Here is a 15,706-nt window from a genome sequence, read left to right on the forward strand (position 1 = left end):
GGGGTACGGGCACAGCCTGACGGTGCCCCCCTCCCGCACAGCGCACAGAGAGAAGGCCGCGCCATGAAGGCACTCGTCTTCCACGGGCCAGGACAGACCTCCTGGCAGGACGTCCCGGACCCCTCCGTCAAGGACGCCGCCGACGCGATCGTCCGGGTCGACGCCGTCACCATCTGCGGCACTGACCTGCACATCATCAAGGGTGACGTCCCCGAAGTGACGCCCGGCCGGATCCTCGGGCACGAGGCCGTCGGGACCGTCGTCGAGGTCGGCGGCGATGTCCGCAGCGTCCGCCCCGGCGACCGCGTCCTGATCTCCTGCATCTCTGCGTGCGGACGCTGCCGTTTCTGCCGTGAAGGGCACTACGGCCAGTGCCGCGGAGGTGGCGGCTGGGTCCTGGGCCACACCATCGACGGAACGCAGGCCGAATACGTACGCGTCCCCTTCGCCGACCTCTCCGTCTACCCGCTGCCCAGCGCCCTGGCCAGCCACGACGCCGTACTGCTCGCCGACATCTTCCCGACCTCCTACGAGGTCGGCGTGCTCAACGGCAACGTGCGCCCGGGTGACACGGTCGTCGTGGTCGGCGCCGGACCCATAGGCCTGGCCGCCATCGCCACGGCGCAGCTCTACAGCCCCGGGCGGATCATCGCCGTCGACCTCGCCGCGTCCCGGCTCGCCGCCGCGCGCGACCTCGGCGCCGATGCCACCGCGAACGCGGACGAGGAGCCCGAGCGGCTGGTGGAAGACCTCACCGACGGGCTCGGGGCGGACGTGGTCATCGAGGCCGTCGGCATGCCCGAGGCCTTCGAGATGTGCACCCGCATGGTTCGCCCGGGCGGCCGGGTCGCCAACATCGGCGTGCACGGCAAGCCCGCCGTCCTCCACCTCGAAGACCTGTGGATCAAGGACGTGACCATCACCACCGGTCTCGTCGACACCCACTCCACCCCCATGCTCCTGCGCATGATGGCCGCAGGCCGACTGCCCGGGGCCGCGATGGTCACCCACCGCTTCGAGCTGGACCAGATGGAGGAGGCGTACGACGTCTTCTCCCGCGCCGGAGACACCGGCGCCCTCAAAGTCGTGCTCGGCGGACCGCAGCACGACACGGTCGCCGTACCGCCCCAGGAGCAGTGAGTGCCGTGAAGAGCACACCTAGCACCCACCCGCAGCAGTCCGGCGAGATGTCCGGACGCACCGACCTGGGCCGCCGCCTGGCGGCCCGCCGCGAAGCCCTCGGTCTGAGCCGCGAGGAACTGGGCCGGCGGTGCGGCGCCGACGCCACGTACATCGCCTACCTGGAGGAGCACGCCGCCAGCCCTGCCATCGGCACCCTCGTCCGGGTGGCCGACGCCCTCGGCCTCACCGTCGACGACCTGACCGGCGCCAACGCCCTCCGCGTCGCCGGTCGATCCACCGCCCGGCGCGACAGCACGCTCGTGCCACTGGACGAGACCGAATGCCGACGGCTGCTGAACACGCACGGCGTGGGCCGCATCGCCATCTTCACCCCAGAAGGCCCGGCCGTCCTTCCTGTCAACTACCTGATCGCAGGACCCGACATCGCCTTCCGCACCTCCGCCGAAGCCGTCACTGCCAGAGCTGCCGGAACCGAGGTCGCCTTCGAGATCGACAACATCGACGACGTGACCGCCACGGGGTGGAGCGTGCTGGCCGTGGGCGAACTGGCAGCGGTCACAGATCCGGACGAGATTCTCCACCTCAGCAGCACGGCCCGCTCTCAGCCCTGGGCCGGCGGCCCGCGTACCCACTGGATGAAGCTCACCCCCGCCCGGATCACCGGCCGTCGCGTGGTGCACGACTCATGAACGAACTACGGGCGGTCGTCTTCGACACCGACGGAGTGCTCCTCGCCACGGCGGACCGCCACGCGGCCGCCTGGAAGGAGACCTTCGACGGCTGTCTCCCCGAGTCGCAGCCATCGCAGGCCGCTGCACGACCGCGGCCGTTCGACGCAGTCCGCGAGTATCGGGATCTGGTAGACGGCAGGGCCCCGTCTCGACGGCGTACGCGCCTTCCTCGCTGCCCGGCACATCGACCTCCCGCCCGGAATGCCCGAGGATCAGCCCGGGTGCGCCACCGTCCACGCGGTCGCCGCCCGCAAGGAGCAGGCCTTCTCCGCAATGCTGCGCACCGAGGGTGTCCGCGCCTTCGAGGACGTGCGGCCCGTGCTCCAGGAACTGAAGGAGAAGGCGATCCGGTGCGCGGCCGTCTCGGCTTCGCGGCATGCCCGCTCCCTCTTGGAGTCCGCGGGGCTCATCGGCTACTTCGACGCGTTGGTGGACGGCCAGGACGCTGCCGCACTTGGTTTTCCGGGCAAGCCCGATCCTGCCCTCTTCCTCGAAGCTGCCGGCCGTCTCGGCGCGCCCCCCGCTCATACTGCCGTGGTGGAGGACGCACTAGCCGGCGTCGAGGCGGGACACCGAGGCCGGTTCCGCCTGGTGGTGGGACTCAACCGCGAGGGCGACCCGCATACGAGGGATGCCCTGCGCGTACACGGCGCCCACCTGATCCTCCCCGACCTCGGCGGACTGGCCGCCGCACTCGAAGGCGACCGCCCGTGACCAAGGCCTGGAGCTGGGAGTACCAACGCTACGACCCCAAGACCGAGCGGCTGGTCGAGTCCCTGTGCACCCTGGGCAACGGCCGCTTCGCCACGCGCGGTTCAGCACCCGAAAGCGTCGCCGATGACATCCACTACCCGGGCACCTACCTGGCCGGCTGCTACAACCGGCTCGACTCCACCGTCGGCGGACGTACGGTCTCCAACGAGGACATGGTCCGGCTGTCGGACTGGACCGCCCTGCGGTACCGCTGCCTGCCCGAGGGCGCACCACCCGGCGACTGGCTCACGCCCGACCACCCGACCCTGCGCCACAGCCACGTGACGTTGGACCTGCGCGCCGGAACGCTCACCCGCCACATGCTCTTCCACGACACCGAAGGCCGCCGCCTGGGCGTCACCCACACCCGCCTCGTCCACATGGGCGACCCGAACCTGGCCGCACAGAACACGGTGTTCAGAGCCTACGGCTGGAGCGGCAGGATCGAGATCGAGTCCGTACTCGACGGCAACGTCACCAACGCGGGAGTCGACCGCTACCGCGCCCTGGCCGGGCGGCACCTCGTCGAGCACCGGTCCGGGGTGGAGGCGGAGGGCACCGCCTGGCTCTCCTGCACTACCGCCACCTCCCGGGTACGGATCGGGCTCGCAGTCCGGACATCCGCACGACCTGTGGCACCGGTAGACCGGGTATGCACCGCCGCCACCGCCACACAGACACTCATCCTGCCGATCAAGCGGGCCGCTCCGGTCGCCGTCGTGAAGACCGCCGCCCTGTGTACTTCGCTCGACCGTCCCTCGACCGATCCGCTGCGGCGGAGCATCGACGGCGCCACACACGCCCCGGACTTTCCCTCCCTGCTGGCCTCCCTCCGGGCATCCTGGCAACGCCTTTGGAGCGAAGGAGAGTTGAGGGTGCCCGGCGAGACCGCCAAGGTACTTCGGCTGCACGCCTTTCACGTCCTGCAGACCCTCTCGCCGCACACTGCGGAGCTCGACGCCGGCGTCCCCGCCCGCGGCCTTCACGGCGAGGCGTACCGGGGGCACGTCTTCTGGGACGAGCTGTTCCTCCTGCCCTGCCTCGCCCTCCACCTCCCCGAGACCGCTCGAGCCCTGTTGACGTACCGGCACCGACGCCTCCCTGCGGCCCGGGAGTCCGCCCGCCGGGCTGGCGCGAAGGGAGCCATGTTCCCCTGGCAGAGCGGCAGTTCCGGCAGCGAGGAGACACAGCGGCTGCACCTCAATCCGCGCTCCGGCCGCTGGCTTCCGGACCACTCCCACCTCCAGCGCCACGTGGGGTCGGCCATCGCCTGGAACGTGTGGCGGTACGGGCAGGCCACCGGCGATGCCGGATTCATGCACGGCCCGGGCGCCGAACTCCTCCTGCACATAGCCCACTTCTGGGCCAACGCGGCGACGTGGGACGCCGGCCTGGGCCGCTACCGGATCCGCGGCGTCGTCGGACCGGACGAGTATCACGACGCCTACCCGGATGCCGCCCATCCCGGCATCGACGACAACGCCTACACCAACGTCACCGCCGCGTGGGTACTGGCCCGCGCCCTCGACCTGTACGGGGAACTCCCGGCGGCCCGGCGCGCGGAGCTCCTCACGCAGCTCGGCATCTGCCCCGACGAGCTCACCGTCTGGGAAGACGTGTCCCGCCGCCTGTACGTGCCGTTTCATTGCGACGTGATCAGCCAGTTCCACGGCTACGGGGACCTCGCCGAGCTCGACTGGGACGGCTACCGCACCCGCTACCACGACATCCGCCGCCTGGACCGCATCCTTGAAGCCGAAGGGGACACACCCAACCGCTACCAGGCGTCCAAGCAGGCCGACACCCTCATGCTCGGCTACCTCTTCCGCCCCGCAGAGCTCGAACAACTCTTCCTTCGGCTCGGACACCGCCTCGACGACGGCCTCTGGGGCCGGACGGCGGACTACTACCTGCGCCACACCTGCCACGGCTCCACGCTGAGCAGCCTCGTCCACGGCTGGGTCCTCGCCCGCGAGCAGGGCCCGGACGCCTGGCGCTACTGCCAGGAAGCCCTACTCAGTGACGTCACCGACGTCCAGGGCGGCACCACCGGCGAAGGGATCCACCTCGGTGCCATGGGCGGCACCCTCGACCTCGTCGAGCGCGGCATCGTCGGACTCGAGCCCCACGGCGACGGCCTGCACATCGCCCCGGTGCCCCTCTCCGAAGTCCCCGGTTCCTCGTTCTCGATCTCCTACCTGGGGCACCGGGACATCCGTATCCGGTTCCGGCCCGGCCGACTCGGCATCTCCGTCCCACCGTCACCCCTGGGCCCCGTGCCCCTGGTCCTGCCCGGCAACCGGCACGAACGCATTGCCGCAGGCCAGGAGCGGTGGTTCCGGCTCCCCAAGGGCTGACACGGTAGCCGTTCCGCCTGGCGGTGCGTTCGTGATGCGCACACTGTGGATGTATCAGCCGTTTGGAAGGGTGAACGGAATGGACAGGCAGCATGAGGCTCCGCGGATCGTCGTGGGCGTCGACGGATCGCCCTCGTCCCAGGCCGCGCTGCGCTGGGCGGTCCGGTACGCAGCGCTGGTGAGCGGGCGAGTGGAGGCGGTCGCGGCATGGGACCTGCCCGGTGCCGCGTCGTGGTCGGCCCCGGCGGTCGACGCCACGTTCGACGAGGAGGAGGCCGAGCGGCGTCTGGTCGAGGAGGTCCGCACGGTCCTCGGTGAGGACGGTGCCTCCTCCGTGCACCAGCGCCTGGTGCGCGGCAATCCCGTCGACGTCCTGGTGGACGCGGCAGAGGGTGCGGACATGCTGGTCGTGGGCAGCCGCGGTCGCGGCGGCTTCCGCCGGGCCCTGCTCGGTTCGGTGAGCCAGCAGGCCGCGCTCCACGCGCCGTGCCCGATCACCATCATCCGGGCGGACGTGTCCGTCCCATAGCCCCACCTTGACGTGCCGGGCGTTCGGCCCAGCCACTCCTTCGTCTCCGCGGGCAGCCGGGCGCGCGGGCACGTCCGGGTGCCCCTGGTCGGGTCTCACTTGACCGAGGGCGCACAGGTCTACGCGGTGGTGGTAGGCCTTTCCGGACTAGCTGCGTTGACGAGCAGGTTTGCGGCGAGTGCTCATCGTGTCGGCCACGGCCCTGGTCCAGGAGGGCCGCTTCGGAGAGGACCGAATGGCCTCCGTAGGGGTCCGTCCGGCCCAAGCGGACCAGCCCGTGGCCGCGTGACAGTGGCATCAGCCCCTCACCACGCAACCAAGGAGCACCCGCCATGAGCACCAAGCGAGTCCTGGTCGCCTACGGCACCAAGCACGGAGCCACCGCCGGCATCGCCGAACAGATCGGCACGACCCTCCGGGAGGACGGTCTCGACGCCGTCGTACTGCCCGCCGACGATGTCCACGACGTCCGCGCCTACGACGCCGTCGTCCTCGGCGGAGCCCTCTACGCCGGCCACTGGAGCAGCAAGGCCAAGCACTGCGCGGAACGCAATGCCGACTCCTTGCGGCACCGCCCGGTGTGGATGTTCAGCAGCGGCCCGCTCGACCGCTCGGCCGAGGAACACGACATCCCTCCGGTCTCCGCCGTCGCCCGGGAGATGCAGCTGATCGGAGCGCGCGAGCACATGACCTTCGGCGGCAGCATTACGGCCCACACCCCGGGCTTCCTCGCCAAGGCGCTGAACCGCCAGGGCAAGGGCGGAGACTTCCGCAACCCCGAGCGCATCCAGAAGTGGGCCCACCACATCAGCGCCGAGCTCGTGGCCGCCTGAAGGGACGGCCCTGCTCCGGTACGCACCAGCACGGAGGCGTGCCATGCACCACCGGATGAAAGGGATGGGGGCAACCCGCTCAGGCGTAATGCCGACCGTACCCGGGCCCGTCTGCATCCGCCTTCGCGCTGACCTGCCGGCCGGCATCGCCGCGGTGGCCCTCGGGCGATCCGCTTGGACGGACGGCAACCGCCCCGCCGCTCACCGCGAGAACCGCCACCTTCGGATGCCGTTCTCCTCATCTCGACCCCCACCGCTGATCTGGGGAAGCGACGAGATCCGACGCTGGGCCCGACGCCGGCACCACCGCTACTCCTGATCCGATCGGAGGCACACCATGTCGCACACGACCGAATGGAAGTCCCACCTCTACCTCTTCGAGGAAGATCACGCGACCAAGGTCCGCGTCGAACTCGACACCGGAACCACCCGCCTCACGGGCCACGGCACCGCGCGCTGCAACCCCACGGACAAGGACGTGCCCGAGATCGGCGACGAGCTCGCGGCCGCCCGGGCGCTCGAAAACCTGGCGATGCAGCTCAAGCGCACCGCCTACACCGACATGGCAGCAGCGGGGACCGCACCGCGGCACGCCTCCCTCTCGGCCTACGACCTTGGGTGAGCAGGCAGGTCTCCAGCAGCAGGCTCAGACTGGACCCATGCGTGACAGGCCGGCCATCGAGCTGACCGGACTGACCAAGAGGTACGGGCCGGTGATGGGAGTCGACAGCCTGAGCCTCACAGTGCAACCGGGTGAGGTGTTCGGTTTCCTCGGGCCGAACGGTGCGGGAAAGACGACCACGCTGCGGTGCCTGATCGGGCTGCTCCGGCCGACCGAGGGGCGCGTTCGGGTGCTCGGGCTGGACCCGATCTCCGATCACAGCAGGGTGGCTCCGCATCTGGGGTACCTGCCGGGTGAGCTGCGCCTTTACCCGGAACTCTCCGGAGCGGAAACGCTCGATCTGCTGTCCGCGCTCCAGGGAGCACCCGTGCCCCGCCGCGGCGAGCTGTGCGACCGGTTGGGGCTGACGCCCGCGGTCCTCGCCCGCCCCGTCGGGGGCTACTCGCGGGGCATGAAGCAGAAGCTCGGGCTGGTGCAGGCGATGCAGCACGATCCGCATCTGGTGGTGCTCGACGAACCGACCGAGGGACTGGACCCGTTGGTCCAGGAGACGTTCTTCGCACTGCTGGGCGAGGCGGCCGCCGGCGGACGCACCGTGCTGCTCTCCAGCCACATCCTGCCGGAGGTGCAGCGCACGTGCGGGCGGGTGGCGATCATCCGGGACGGACGACTGGTCACGGTCCAGAGCGTGGCCGGCCTGCGCGAGGCCCGTGCCAGGCGGATCCGCCTGTCCTTCGCGGACGGGCAAGGAGTACGGCCACTGGGCGGCGCGGAGCGCTGGGACCCGCGCTGGCAGGGGGACCGGGTGGAGCTGCTCGTACCTCCGAGCGAAGCGGTGGGCGCGCTGCGCACCCTGCTCAGCCTGCCGGTGGCCGACGTCACGGTGGAGGAGGCCGGGCTGGACGAGGCTTTCATGGACCTGTACCGCGACGGCGCCGGGCGGGCGGAGCCGTGAGACGGCAATGGCCGCTCTTGTGGCTCGCCCTGTACCGGCGGCGCCGGATGCTGGCTGCCCTGCTCGTCGGGATGGTCGTGTTCGAGGCGCTCATCGTGGTGGTCGCCAATGCGATTCCTCCGGGGCAGCTCTTCTCCGCGGGCGGGAAGGGGCCACCCTCGGCCTACCGGGCCTTCAGCGGGTCCAGCGGCGACGTGTCGATCGCCAGCTACCCCGGGCTGCTGGGCGCCGGCCTCACGCACCCCTTCTGGATCGCCATCCAGCTCACCGCGATCGGTTCGCTCGCCGCGGCCGCCGTGGCCGCGGACGTGGAATCCGGGACGGTGGAACTCGTCATGGTGCGTCCCGTCAGCCGTACCCGGCTGCTGGCCGAGCGGACCGCCGCGCTGGTGCTCGCGGCGCTGTCCCTGAACCTTGCCGCGACCCTCACGGTCGCGGTGGGGGTGGCGCTGTCACCGGACATCCACCGGGCGGTGCCGATCGGCGGGGTGTTCGCCGCCGGGCTCATGGGCCTCGGCTTCGCCGTGTGCCTGATCGGGCCGGCGATGGCCGTGTCGGCGGCGGGACGACGGCGGGCCCAGGTGGTCGGCGCGACCATCGCGATCGGGGCCGTCGGCTTCGCCGTCAACTTCATCGCACTGGCCTGGTCGCCCGCAGCATCGCTGAGGTTTCTCAGCCCCTTCCACTACTACGCCCCGGGCGACGCCCTGGCCGAAGGCGGCGTGCTCTGGCCCCAGCTCGGGATCCTGGTCGGAGCGGGAGTGCTGGGCATCCTGCTGGCCCATCTGCTGCTCCGACGCCGGGACCTCGCGCCCTGAGCGGATGCGCCATTGAGCGTCTACGCGCCGTTCCGCCGGCTTCTACTCCCGGATTTCCATGACCTCGGACAACGGGCGGCGGGGCGTGTCGGGGCCTGCGGGGCCGTAGCCGAGACGGAAGACCATCTGCACGTGCCCCATGGCTGCCACCGGGTCACGCAGAGTCCACCGCAGCTCCGGCCATTCCAGGGGATGGGACGTCATCGAGGTGGCAAGGCCGTCAGCAGTGGCTTGCAGAAGGACGCGTTCCATCGCCTGGCCTGCGCGTAGCCAGTCGGCTCTCGCGTCCCCCTCTGTGCTGAGCAGAGCCAGCTGCGGCCGCTTCTCGAACACGGCCCAGCCGCGATCAGGTATCGGGTTGGCCCAACCGAAGTCGCGCACGGGGGTGGGGCCGCCGGAAGCCTTGGGTCCGAATGCGGCGGCAGGAATGCCGTCGCGGCGCGTGCCCGTAGCACTCTGCGTGTGGGAGGTCCAGGCCGTGGTCTCCGCCCGGGCGAGCGGATCGATCTCCTCGCGGTGTTCGGCGTCCCGTACCAGCCCGAGCACGGTGTCGATGTGCCAGGTATCCGGGACGGTGAGCCTGCAGCCCTCCAAGTGGGCCGCAGCCCACAGACCGTCCAGCAACGCCGTCGGCACCGGCTCCTCGCCGAAGGGGTACCTGCTGGTGTGCCGGCGCCGGATGGCGTCGTGCAGGGAGGCCAGCTCGCGGTCCGCGGCCGTGGTTTCGTCGATGGTCACCGTGGCGAGCAGCCACGGTTCGGCGTCGTCGGGCAGGAGCCGGACGCGAACCGGGAGACCGATCGAGGCTGCGGACACGCGGAGGTTGAACAGTGCCGCACCGCAGCCGAGGTGGAGGCTGCGGTGATCCGGGTCGGTCCGAAGCATGGCGCGATCCGGATCGCCGTACAGGGCCAGCGCACTGCTGCCGACATGGAACACGAACTTCCATGGCTGGGCGTTGTGCATGGACGGGGCGGTGACGGCGTCGCCGACGAGCAGCATGACGGTGTCGGGGTCGAAGTATGTTGCGGTCACGGGACTGTTCCTGTCTGTGCGGCCTCAGTCGTGCGCCACGACGGCGACCGGTGAGGTGGCGTGGTGCATCACCGCGTGGGTGATGGGGCCGATGCGGGCGCCGAGTGCCGGGCGACGGATACGCCGGCCAACCACGACGAGGGCCGCGCCAGGCGCAGCGTCCAGGATCTGGATGGCGGGCTGGCCGATGACGATGCGTGCATCGACGGAGAGTCGCGGATACTTCCGCTCCCACGGACTCAGCAGCTCGTGGAGCGTGGTCTCGAGTCCGCCGGCCATTTCCTTCTCGACGCCGAGGTCGAGGGCGGGAGCGTAGGAGAAGACCGGCGGGAGCGACCAGCCGTGTACGACGACGAGCGGGCAGGCCCGCCGGTCCGCTTCCTCGCAGGCAAAGGCGAGGAGCCGGTCGCAGTTGCTGCGCAGGTCCACGCCGAGCACCACCGGTCCGGCATCGTCCGCGTGCCCGGTCGGTTGGTCTCGGCCGTCGACGGAGCGCACGAGGACGACGGGTGTGTCGGTCTCGGGAAGGGTCGCCGAGGCGGTCGAGCCCACGATGAACCCGGCGACGGCGCCGAGTCCACGAGAGCCCAGGACGAGCAGGTCCGCATCTTCCGCAGACGCGGCGAGGACCTTGGAGGCCGCGAGTCCATTCGTGCTGTGGGTGCTGATGTCGAGCGTGCTGTGTTCGCGCAGCAGCCGGTCCCGCGTGCGCGAAAGGAGGTCTTCTGCCCACTGAGGACGCGGTTCGGGAAGTGGCGCGGCAAAGGGTCCGTACTGGGCCCAGTCCTCCGCGTGGACGAGTTCCAGAGCTGCACCGCGCAGTTCGGCTTCGTTGGCGGCCCAGTCGGCTGCGGCGCTGCCGGCGCTCGATCCGTCCAGACCCACCGTGATCCGGTTCGACATGATGTTCCTCCTGGGTCGGATGGTTGCTGCTTCCAGGCTCTTCCGCTTGCGGGGCCTCTGGGAGGGACCGAGCGGCCCAACCGGGGACCGACCGGCCCTGCCCCGTTCTACTGCGGCGCAGGTGAGTCTGTTGTCGACGTCGACGACCGGCAGCCGCTTGACCCGGTGCCGCTGCATGACCCGGGCCGCGCGGACCACGCTCCACTCGGGTCGGGCTGTGACGGCCGGGCTGGTCATCAGCTCCTCGGCTGTTGCGGCACCACCGGCGGGCCGCCGGCGGAGAAGGTCGGCTTCGGATACGACGCCGACCGGGTGCCCGGTTTCGTCGACGACGGGCATGGCGGTGATGTCGAACTCCTTCAGGAGCCGAGCGATCTCCTTGAACGTGGTCGTGCGCCGGACGGTGACGGCGGTGTGCGTCATCAGGTCCGCGACACTGCGGTGCCTCATGGCGGTGGTGCCTTCAGGCGGAGACGGGGGCGGTGAAGTCCGCCTTGACGTCGACGACGCCCGGTACGGTACTGGCAGCGCGGACGACGATGTCTTCCATCGCGGGGTCCGGCAGCGAACCGTTGAGGTAGGCGATGCCGTCGGCGACGTGGACGTGTACCTCGACGGGACCGTGCACGTGGACGTGCCTTTCGGCGGGAACTTGCGGCGGTAGCTGATACATGATCAGTTCGCGGATCTCGGCGCCGATGTCCTCGTCCGGGCGCAGGAAGACCTTGAGCAGGTCGCCGCGGCTGACGACGCCGACGAGTCGGCCGTCGTCGTCGACAACGGGAAGGCGCTTGAGGTGCCTGCGGGCCATCAGACGCGCCGCGGTGGGGATGGTGGCGTCCTTCGTGACGGTCACGGCCGGGCGGGTCGTCAGCTGCTCGGCGGCGGTGTCGTGGGTCGTGTCGGTGCCTTGGGTCTTGAGCAGCAGGTCGGCTTCGGAGACGACGCCGGCCACCTGTCCGTCCTGGGCCAGGACGGGGAGCGCGCTGATGTTCCACATCCGCAGTTCTTCCACGATGTCCTTGAACGCGGTTCTTCGGTCGACGGAGATCACGGCGTGTGTCATGACGTCCTCGACGGTGCGCAGGTGCTTCATGGTCTTCCTCCTCAGTGGGACGGCCGTGCTCATGATGGTGTGAGGGGCGACCGTCCCTGGGTAGGGCTGTCCGGGGCTTTGAGGTGGTCTGGCCACCAGTACCGCTCCTTCAGTCGTGGGCGATGACGGCTACGGGGGCTGCTGCGTGGTGCAGGACCGCGTGGGCGACCGAGCCCAGGTGCGCCCCGAGGGCGGAGCGGCGAAGATGGCGCCCCACGACGACGAGTCCCGCTCCTTGCGAGGCCCGAACGAGATGCTCGCCCGCGGATCCCATGAACACGTTGTGGCTGACATTCACGTCGGGGAACTTGCGCTGCCAGGGCAGCAGCATGTCGTCCACCATGTGTGTGACGCTCCTGCCGATGTCCCGTTCGTTGTCCGGGTCGAAGAAGGGGACGTAACTGTAGGCGGCCGGCATCTTCCAGCCGTGCACGGCCCGCAGCGGGCAGTCGCGCCGGGCCGCCTCCTCGAAGGCGAAGGTGAGTACCCGGTCGCACGCTTCATGGATGTCGACACCCACGACGATCTCAGCGCCGGAGCCGGTGCCCGGGCCGTCGGGGTCGTCGGTGACGCGAACGAGGACGACCGGGGTGTCGGTCGCGACCACGGTGGACATCGCCACCGAGCCGACGACGAAACCGACCAGGCCGCCCAGACCGCGCGATCCCAGGACCAGCAGGCCGGCGTCGGCGGCCTCGGCCGCGAGAGCGGCTGCCGGCCGTGCCGTCAGGCAGCGGGTCGTGATCTCCAGGTGCGGGTGGCGCCCGTGCAGCTCCGTCGCGGCCTCGGCCAGAGCCTGGTCCGCCCAGCGGTCCACGTCCTGGCGGCCCAGTCCGGGGAACATCGGGTCCAGGGGCCAGTCGACGGCGTGCACGAGGCGGAGCGGCACCTGCCGCAGGACGGCCTCGTGCGCGGCCCAGCGTGCTGCTGCCCGGCTCTCAGGGGAGCCGTCGACTCCGACGGTCACGTGGTTCTTCATGGCTTCGATTCCCTTCGTACGGTCCGGCGCTCATCACCACGGCATGGCGTGCCGGGCACGGTCCGCGTGCATGCCTGCCGTGTCGTCGGTTCGGGCGGTGATGCGTGATGCCACGGCGACGACCCCGTCGAGTTGTTCGACGAGGCCGAGAAGCGCAGGGAGCTGACTCCTACGCTCGACACGGCCCTCCAAAGTGACGATGCCGTCGACCACATGGACGTCGACGTCACCGGCCGGCACACCGAGCACCTCCGTGAGGACCTCGTCGGTGATACGCCGGCGCATCTCGGAGTCCGGGCGCAGGAACAGGCGGAGCAGGTCCCGGCGGGTGACGATGCCGACGAGCCGGTCCTCCACGTCCACGACGGGGAGGCGTTCGATGCCGCGACGGGTCATCAGCCGGGCGGCGTCAGCCACTGTCTCTTCGGCGTGAACGGTGACCGCCGGCGCGGACATGACCTCGCCCGCGGTGGGCGGACCAGGCGCCGGGGGGCTCTGCTCAGAGGGATGGGAGCCCGACACCGTGTGGGCCAGCAGGTCGGTCTGCGAGACGACGCCCACCACGCGGTCCTCGTCGTCCAGGACAGGGACTCCCGAGATGTCGTACTGGGCGAGGAGCTTCGCGACGTCCTTGAAACCGGTGCCCGGGGCCACGGACACGACCTCGTCGGTCATCAGGTTCGCCACCTTGAGATGTTTCATGAGGCCCTCCTGCTCCGCCGTGTCACGCGAGGCTGGTGTCCGGTGTGGGGTGTGTCCCCACCATCCGTCGAAGGCCGCCGGCGATCGAGGGCCGAACGGTCCCGTCCGGGGGGCCGCAAGGGCCCGAGGTCTCCGGTCGACGACGATGGGGACCTTTGGTCCCGTCTGCGGTCCCGGGCGGCCCTCTTGCCGAAACGGCGGCGGTGCCACCGTGGGTGGTGTCCCTCATCGGCTTCTCGGTTGGGAGGAATCGTGGAAAGCACATTCCGCACCCCGGACACCAGCTCGGTCACCGTCGGCGTGGACGGCTCACAGTCGGCGCGCGTCGCTGCCCTGTGGGCGGCCAAGGAGGCCGCACGCCGTGACCGCCCCCTCCACATCGTCTACGGCTCCGACACCGACGGCAGGGCCTTGTACGTGTCGGCGGAGACCATCGACCGTATCCGTGTCAACGGCCGGGCCATCCTTGACGAGACGGCGAAGGCCGTGTCGGCCGAGTACCCCGGGTTGAACGTGACCACCGAGTTCAGCCGCGCGAGCGCCGTCGACAGCCTTCACCGGGCCGGCGGGCTCCACGGCACGGTCGTGGTGGGCAACCGCGGGCTGGGCGGTTTCAACTCCCTCATGCTCGGCTCGGTCGGGCTGGGCACCGCGGCCATCGCCATGACGCCCGTCATCGTCGTCCGGGGCATCGACGGGGCCGAGGAGACCGGCACGGTCCTCGCGGCGATCCGCGATGAGCACGACCTCCTGATCGCCCGGTACGCCGCCCGGGAAGCCGAGCTGCACAAGGCCTCCCTGCGGCTCCTGCACGTGTGGAACGTGCTCCAGTCCGTAGGTGAGGTGGTCAGCATGCTCGACGGCGTCGACGAGATCGCCGGCGGCCGTGCAGAGACCCTTCGGGCCGTCACGGACGTGGTCCGCGGCGAGTTCCCCGACCTGGAGGTGCAGGCCGATGCGGAGAAGAGCATCTCCGTGGCCGGTGTCCTGGTCGAGGCGTCCCGGCACGCCGACCTGCTCGTCATGGGCGGCCGCCGGATCCCAGGGCCCCTCGGACTCGCCCCCAGCCTGGGCAAGGCCACGCACAGCCTGCTGCACCACGCCCACTGCCCCGTCCTCCTCATCCCCCGGACCGGCAGCGACTTCGGGAGCCGGTCATGACCATCCACCTGACAGGAAGCCATGGCATCGTCGTGGGCATCGACCCGGACAGGGACTGGCACCTTTCCTGGCCTGGGCCGCCGACGAGGCACAACGGCGCCGGCTCCCGCTACGCCTGGTGCTCGCGGTACCGCCCCAGCACGACACCCATCACGTCGACGACACCCCCGGTCAGACGGCCCTGCGGCAGGCCGCATCCGACAGGCTCGGCCAAGCGTGCAACTGGGTGCGTGACCGCCACCCCGAGGTGGCCGTCACCGGCGATCTGCTCGGCGGCTTCCCCGTCCCCGTCCTGGGCGGCGCGGCGCGAGAAGCCCGCATGATCGTCCTCGGCTCCCGGCACCTGAGCCGCACCGCCGAGTTCTTCAGCGCCGGCTCGCTCGTGGTCCCCGTCACTGCCCAGGCCCATTGCCCGGTCGTCGTCGTGGGCGACGCCGAACACATCAGCCAGCAGCCGCCCTACGTCGTCGCCGGTATCGACGGCAGCGCGTCCGCCACTGCCGCGCTGGACTTCGCCTTCGACGAGCCGACCTCCGGGGGGCGGCGCTGCGGGTCGCCCGCGTGGCAGCCGCCGCTCATCATGCTGAACGACGAAGAGGTGGCACTGCACGCCCAGCGCACCCTGCTCTCCGAGGCCACCGCCGGCCTGTCGGACAAGTACCCGGACGTGCACGTGACGCACGAAGTCCTCGCCGGCCACCCCGTCGAGGAACTCGCCCGGGCCGCCGAGCACGCCCTGGCCGTCGTCGTGGGCCGCCGCGGCCGCGGCGGATACACCGGCATGCGCATCGGATCCGTCGTCCACGGCCTCCTGCACCGCGCGCACTGCCCCGTGATCACCGTCCCCACTGGCTGAGCCCGCCATGACCAGCCGCGCGATCGAAACGCCGTCCGTCGCCCTCGGCCCCGACAGGGCTGGACACGGGCCGAGGCCGAACGCCGGCTGGCCGCTACATGGACGCAACGAGGTGCACCTCCGCGACCTGCACCCCTCCGCCGCCGGGTACTGGCGCAGCTGCGTGATCCGCTGATCATGGTGCTGCTCGGTGCCGCACCCTGACCATCGCGATCGGCGACCACCCGGACGCC

17 protein-coding genes are annotated in these 15,706 nt (G+C 70.7%); 12 read left to right on the top strand and 5 right to left on the bottom strand.

Annotated elements, in window-relative coordinates; translation table 11 throughout:
• Positions 1 to 63: 63 nt before the first annotated feature.
• The 9 genes from OHU74_RS00310 (at position 64) to OHU74_RS00350 (ending at position 8,741) form a co-directional block, all read left to right on the top strand.
• Complete coding sequence (locus OHU74_RS00310) at positions 64 to 1,140, top strand: zinc-dependent alcohol dehydrogenase family protein (RefSeq protein WP_371613964.1); 1,077 nt, start codon at positions 64 to 66, stop codon at positions 1,138 to 1,140.
• A 5-nt stretch (positions 1,141 to 1,145) separates the two neighbouring features.
• Positions 1,146 to 1,832: a helix-turn-helix domain-containing protein gene (locus tag OHU74_RS00315; protein ID WP_371613963.1), complete on the top strand. Its 687-nt coding sequence runs from the start codon at positions 1,146 to 1,148 to the stop codon at positions 1,830 to 1,832.
• Positions 1,833 to 2,075: 243 nt separating this feature from the next.
• Positions 2,076 to 2,588, top strand: a complete 513-nt coding sequence (locus OHU74_RS00320) for an HAD family hydrolase (RefSeq protein ID WP_371613962.1) — start codon at positions 2,076 to 2,078, stop codon at positions 2,586 to 2,588.
• Positions 2,585 to 4,984: a glycoside hydrolase family 65 protein gene (locus tag OHU74_RS00325; RefSeq protein ID WP_371613961.1), complete on the top strand. Its 2,400-nt coding sequence runs from the start codon at positions 2,585 to 2,587 to the stop codon at positions 4,982 to 4,984. The genes OHU74_RS00320 and OHU74_RS00325 overlap by 4 nt, the downstream gene beginning before the upstream one ends.
• A gap of 79 nt (positions 4,985 to 5,063) precedes the next feature.
• The gene (locus tag OHU74_RS00330) at positions 5,064 to 5,513 is read left to right on the top strand and encodes a universal stress protein (RefSeq protein WP_371613960.1); all 450 of its coding nucleotides are present in this window, start codon (positions 5,064 to 5,066) and stop codon (positions 5,511 to 5,513) included.
• Positions 5,514 to 5,845: 332 nt separating this feature from the next.
• Complete coding sequence (locus tag OHU74_RS00335) at positions 5,846 to 6,346, top strand: flavodoxin domain-containing protein (RefSeq protein ID WP_371613959.1); 501 nt, start codon at positions 5,846 to 5,848, stop codon at positions 6,344 to 6,346.
• 337 nt (positions 6,347 to 6,683) lie between these two features.
• Positions 6,684 to 6,968 carry a dsRBD fold-containing protein gene (locus OHU74_RS00340; protein WP_371613958.1) on the top strand — a complete coding sequence of 95 codons (285 nt, stop codon included), beginning with the start codon at positions 6,684 to 6,686 and terminating at the stop codon, positions 6,966 to 6,968.
• Positions 6,969 to 7,005: 37 nt separating this feature from the next.
• A complete protein-coding gene (locus OHU74_RS00345; protein ID WP_371613957.1) occupies positions 7,006 to 7,923 on the top strand; it encodes an ABC transporter ATP-binding protein in 918 nt (305 codons plus the stop codon).
• A complete protein-coding gene (locus OHU74_RS00350) occupies positions 7,920 to 8,741 on the top strand; it encodes an ABC transporter permease subunit (protein WP_371613956.1) in 822 nt (273 codons plus the stop codon). Before OHU74_RS00345 ends, OHU74_RS00350 begins: the two co-directional genes overlap by 4 nt.
• A gap of 42 nt (positions 8,742 to 8,783) precedes the next feature.
• Here the strand turns inward: OHU74_RS00350 and OHU74_RS00355 are convergent, their stop codons facing one another.
• The 5 genes from OHU74_RS00355 to OHU74_RS00375 form a co-directional block, all read right to left on the bottom strand.
• The gene (locus OHU74_RS00355; protein ID WP_371613955.1) at positions 8,784 to 9,776 is read right to left on the bottom strand and encodes a nitroreductase family protein; all 993 of its coding nucleotides are present in this window, start codon (positions 9,774 to 9,776) and stop codon (positions 8,784 to 8,786) included.
• Positions 9,777 to 9,800: 24 nt separating this feature from the next.
• Positions 9,801 to 11,129, bottom strand: a complete 1,329-nt coding sequence (locus OHU74_RS00360) for a universal stress protein (protein ID WP_371613954.1) — start codon at positions 11,127 to 11,129, stop codon at positions 9,801 to 9,803.
• Positions 11,130 to 11,142: 13 nt separating this feature from the next.
• A complete protein-coding gene (locus OHU74_RS00365; protein WP_371613953.1) occupies positions 11,143 to 11,775 on the bottom strand; it encodes a CBS domain-containing protein in 633 nt (210 codons plus the stop codon).
• A 109-nt stretch (positions 11,776 to 11,884) separates the two neighbouring features.
• A complete protein-coding gene (locus tag OHU74_RS00370) occupies positions 11,885 to 12,754 on the bottom strand; it encodes a universal stress protein (RefSeq protein ID WP_371613952.1) in 870 nt (289 codons plus the stop codon).
• Between the two features lie 33 nt (positions 12,755 to 12,787).
• On the bottom strand, positions 12,788 to 13,456 hold the full coding sequence (locus OHU74_RS00375) for a CBS domain-containing protein (protein WP_371613951.1): 669 nt from the start codon (positions 13,454 to 13,456) through the stop codon (positions 12,788 to 12,790).
• Positions 13,457 to 13,708: 252 nt separating this feature from the next.
• On the opposite strand from OHU74_RS00375, the gene OHU74_RS00380 reads away from it, so the two are divergent.
• The 3 genes from OHU74_RS00380 (at position 13,709) to OHU74_RS00390 (ending at position 15,677) form a co-directional block, all read left to right on the top strand.
• A complete protein-coding gene (locus OHU74_RS00380; RefSeq protein ID WP_371613950.1) occupies positions 13,709 to 14,617 on the top strand; it encodes a universal stress protein in 909 nt (302 codons plus the stop codon).
• A 118-nt stretch (positions 14,618 to 14,735) separates the two neighbouring features.
• The gene (locus tag OHU74_RS00385; protein ID WP_371613983.1) at positions 14,736 to 15,473 is read left to right on the top strand and encodes a universal stress protein; all 738 of its coding nucleotides are present in this window, start codon (positions 14,736 to 14,738) and stop codon (positions 15,471 to 15,473) included.
• An 87-nt stretch (positions 15,474 to 15,560) separates the two neighbouring features.
• Positions 15,561 to 15,677, top strand: a complete 117-nt coding sequence (locus OHU74_RS00390) for a hypothetical protein (protein WP_371619519.1) — start codon at positions 15,561 to 15,563, stop codon at positions 15,675 to 15,677.
• Positions 15,678 to 15,706: the final 29 nt, after the last annotated feature.

This window comes from Streptomyces sp. NBC_00454, from assembly GCF_041434015.1.
In the GTDB taxonomy this organism is placed as follows: Bacteria; Actinomycetota; Actinomycetes; order Streptomycetales; family Streptomycetaceae; genus Streptomyces.

Coding starts and splice junctions, on each gene's coding strand:
- OHU74_RS00370 (WP_371613952.1), bottom strand. CDS start 12,754: ATGAAGAACCACGTGACCGTCGGAGTCGACGGCTCCCCTGAGAGCCGG.
- OHU74_RS00345 (WP_371613957.1), top strand. CDS start 7,006: ATGCGTGACAGGCCGGCCATCGAGCTGACCGGACTGACCAAGAGGTAC.
- OHU74_RS00335 (WP_371613959.1), top strand. CDS start 5,846: ATGAGCACCAAGCGAGTCCTGGTCGCCTACGGCACCAAGCACGGAGCC.
- OHU74_RS00365 (WP_371613953.1), bottom strand. CDS start 11,775: ATGAAGCACCTGCGCACCGTCGAGGACGTCATGACACACGCCGTGATC.
- OHU74_RS00340 (WP_371613958.1), top strand. CDS start 6,684: ATGTCGCACACGACCGAATGGAAGTCCCACCTCTACCTCTTCGAGGAA.
- OHU74_RS00330 (WP_371613960.1), top strand. CDS start 5,064: ATGGACAGGCAGCATGAGGCTCCGCGGATCGTCGTGGGCGTCGACGGA.
- OHU74_RS00375 (WP_371613951.1), bottom strand. CDS start 13,456: ATGAAACATCTCAAGGTGGCGAACCTGATGACCGACGAGGTCGTGTCC.
- OHU74_RS00310 (WP_371613964.1), top strand. CDS start 64: ATGAAGGCACTCGTCTTCCACGGGCCAGGACAGACCTCCTGGCAGGAC.
- OHU74_RS00320 (WP_371613962.1), top strand. CDS start 2,076: ATGCCCGAGGATCAGCCCGGGTGCGCCACCGTCCACGCGGTCGCCGCC.
- OHU74_RS00360 (WP_371613954.1), bottom strand. CDS start 11,129: ATGAGGCACCGCAGTGTCGCGGACCTGATGACGCACACCGCCGTCACC.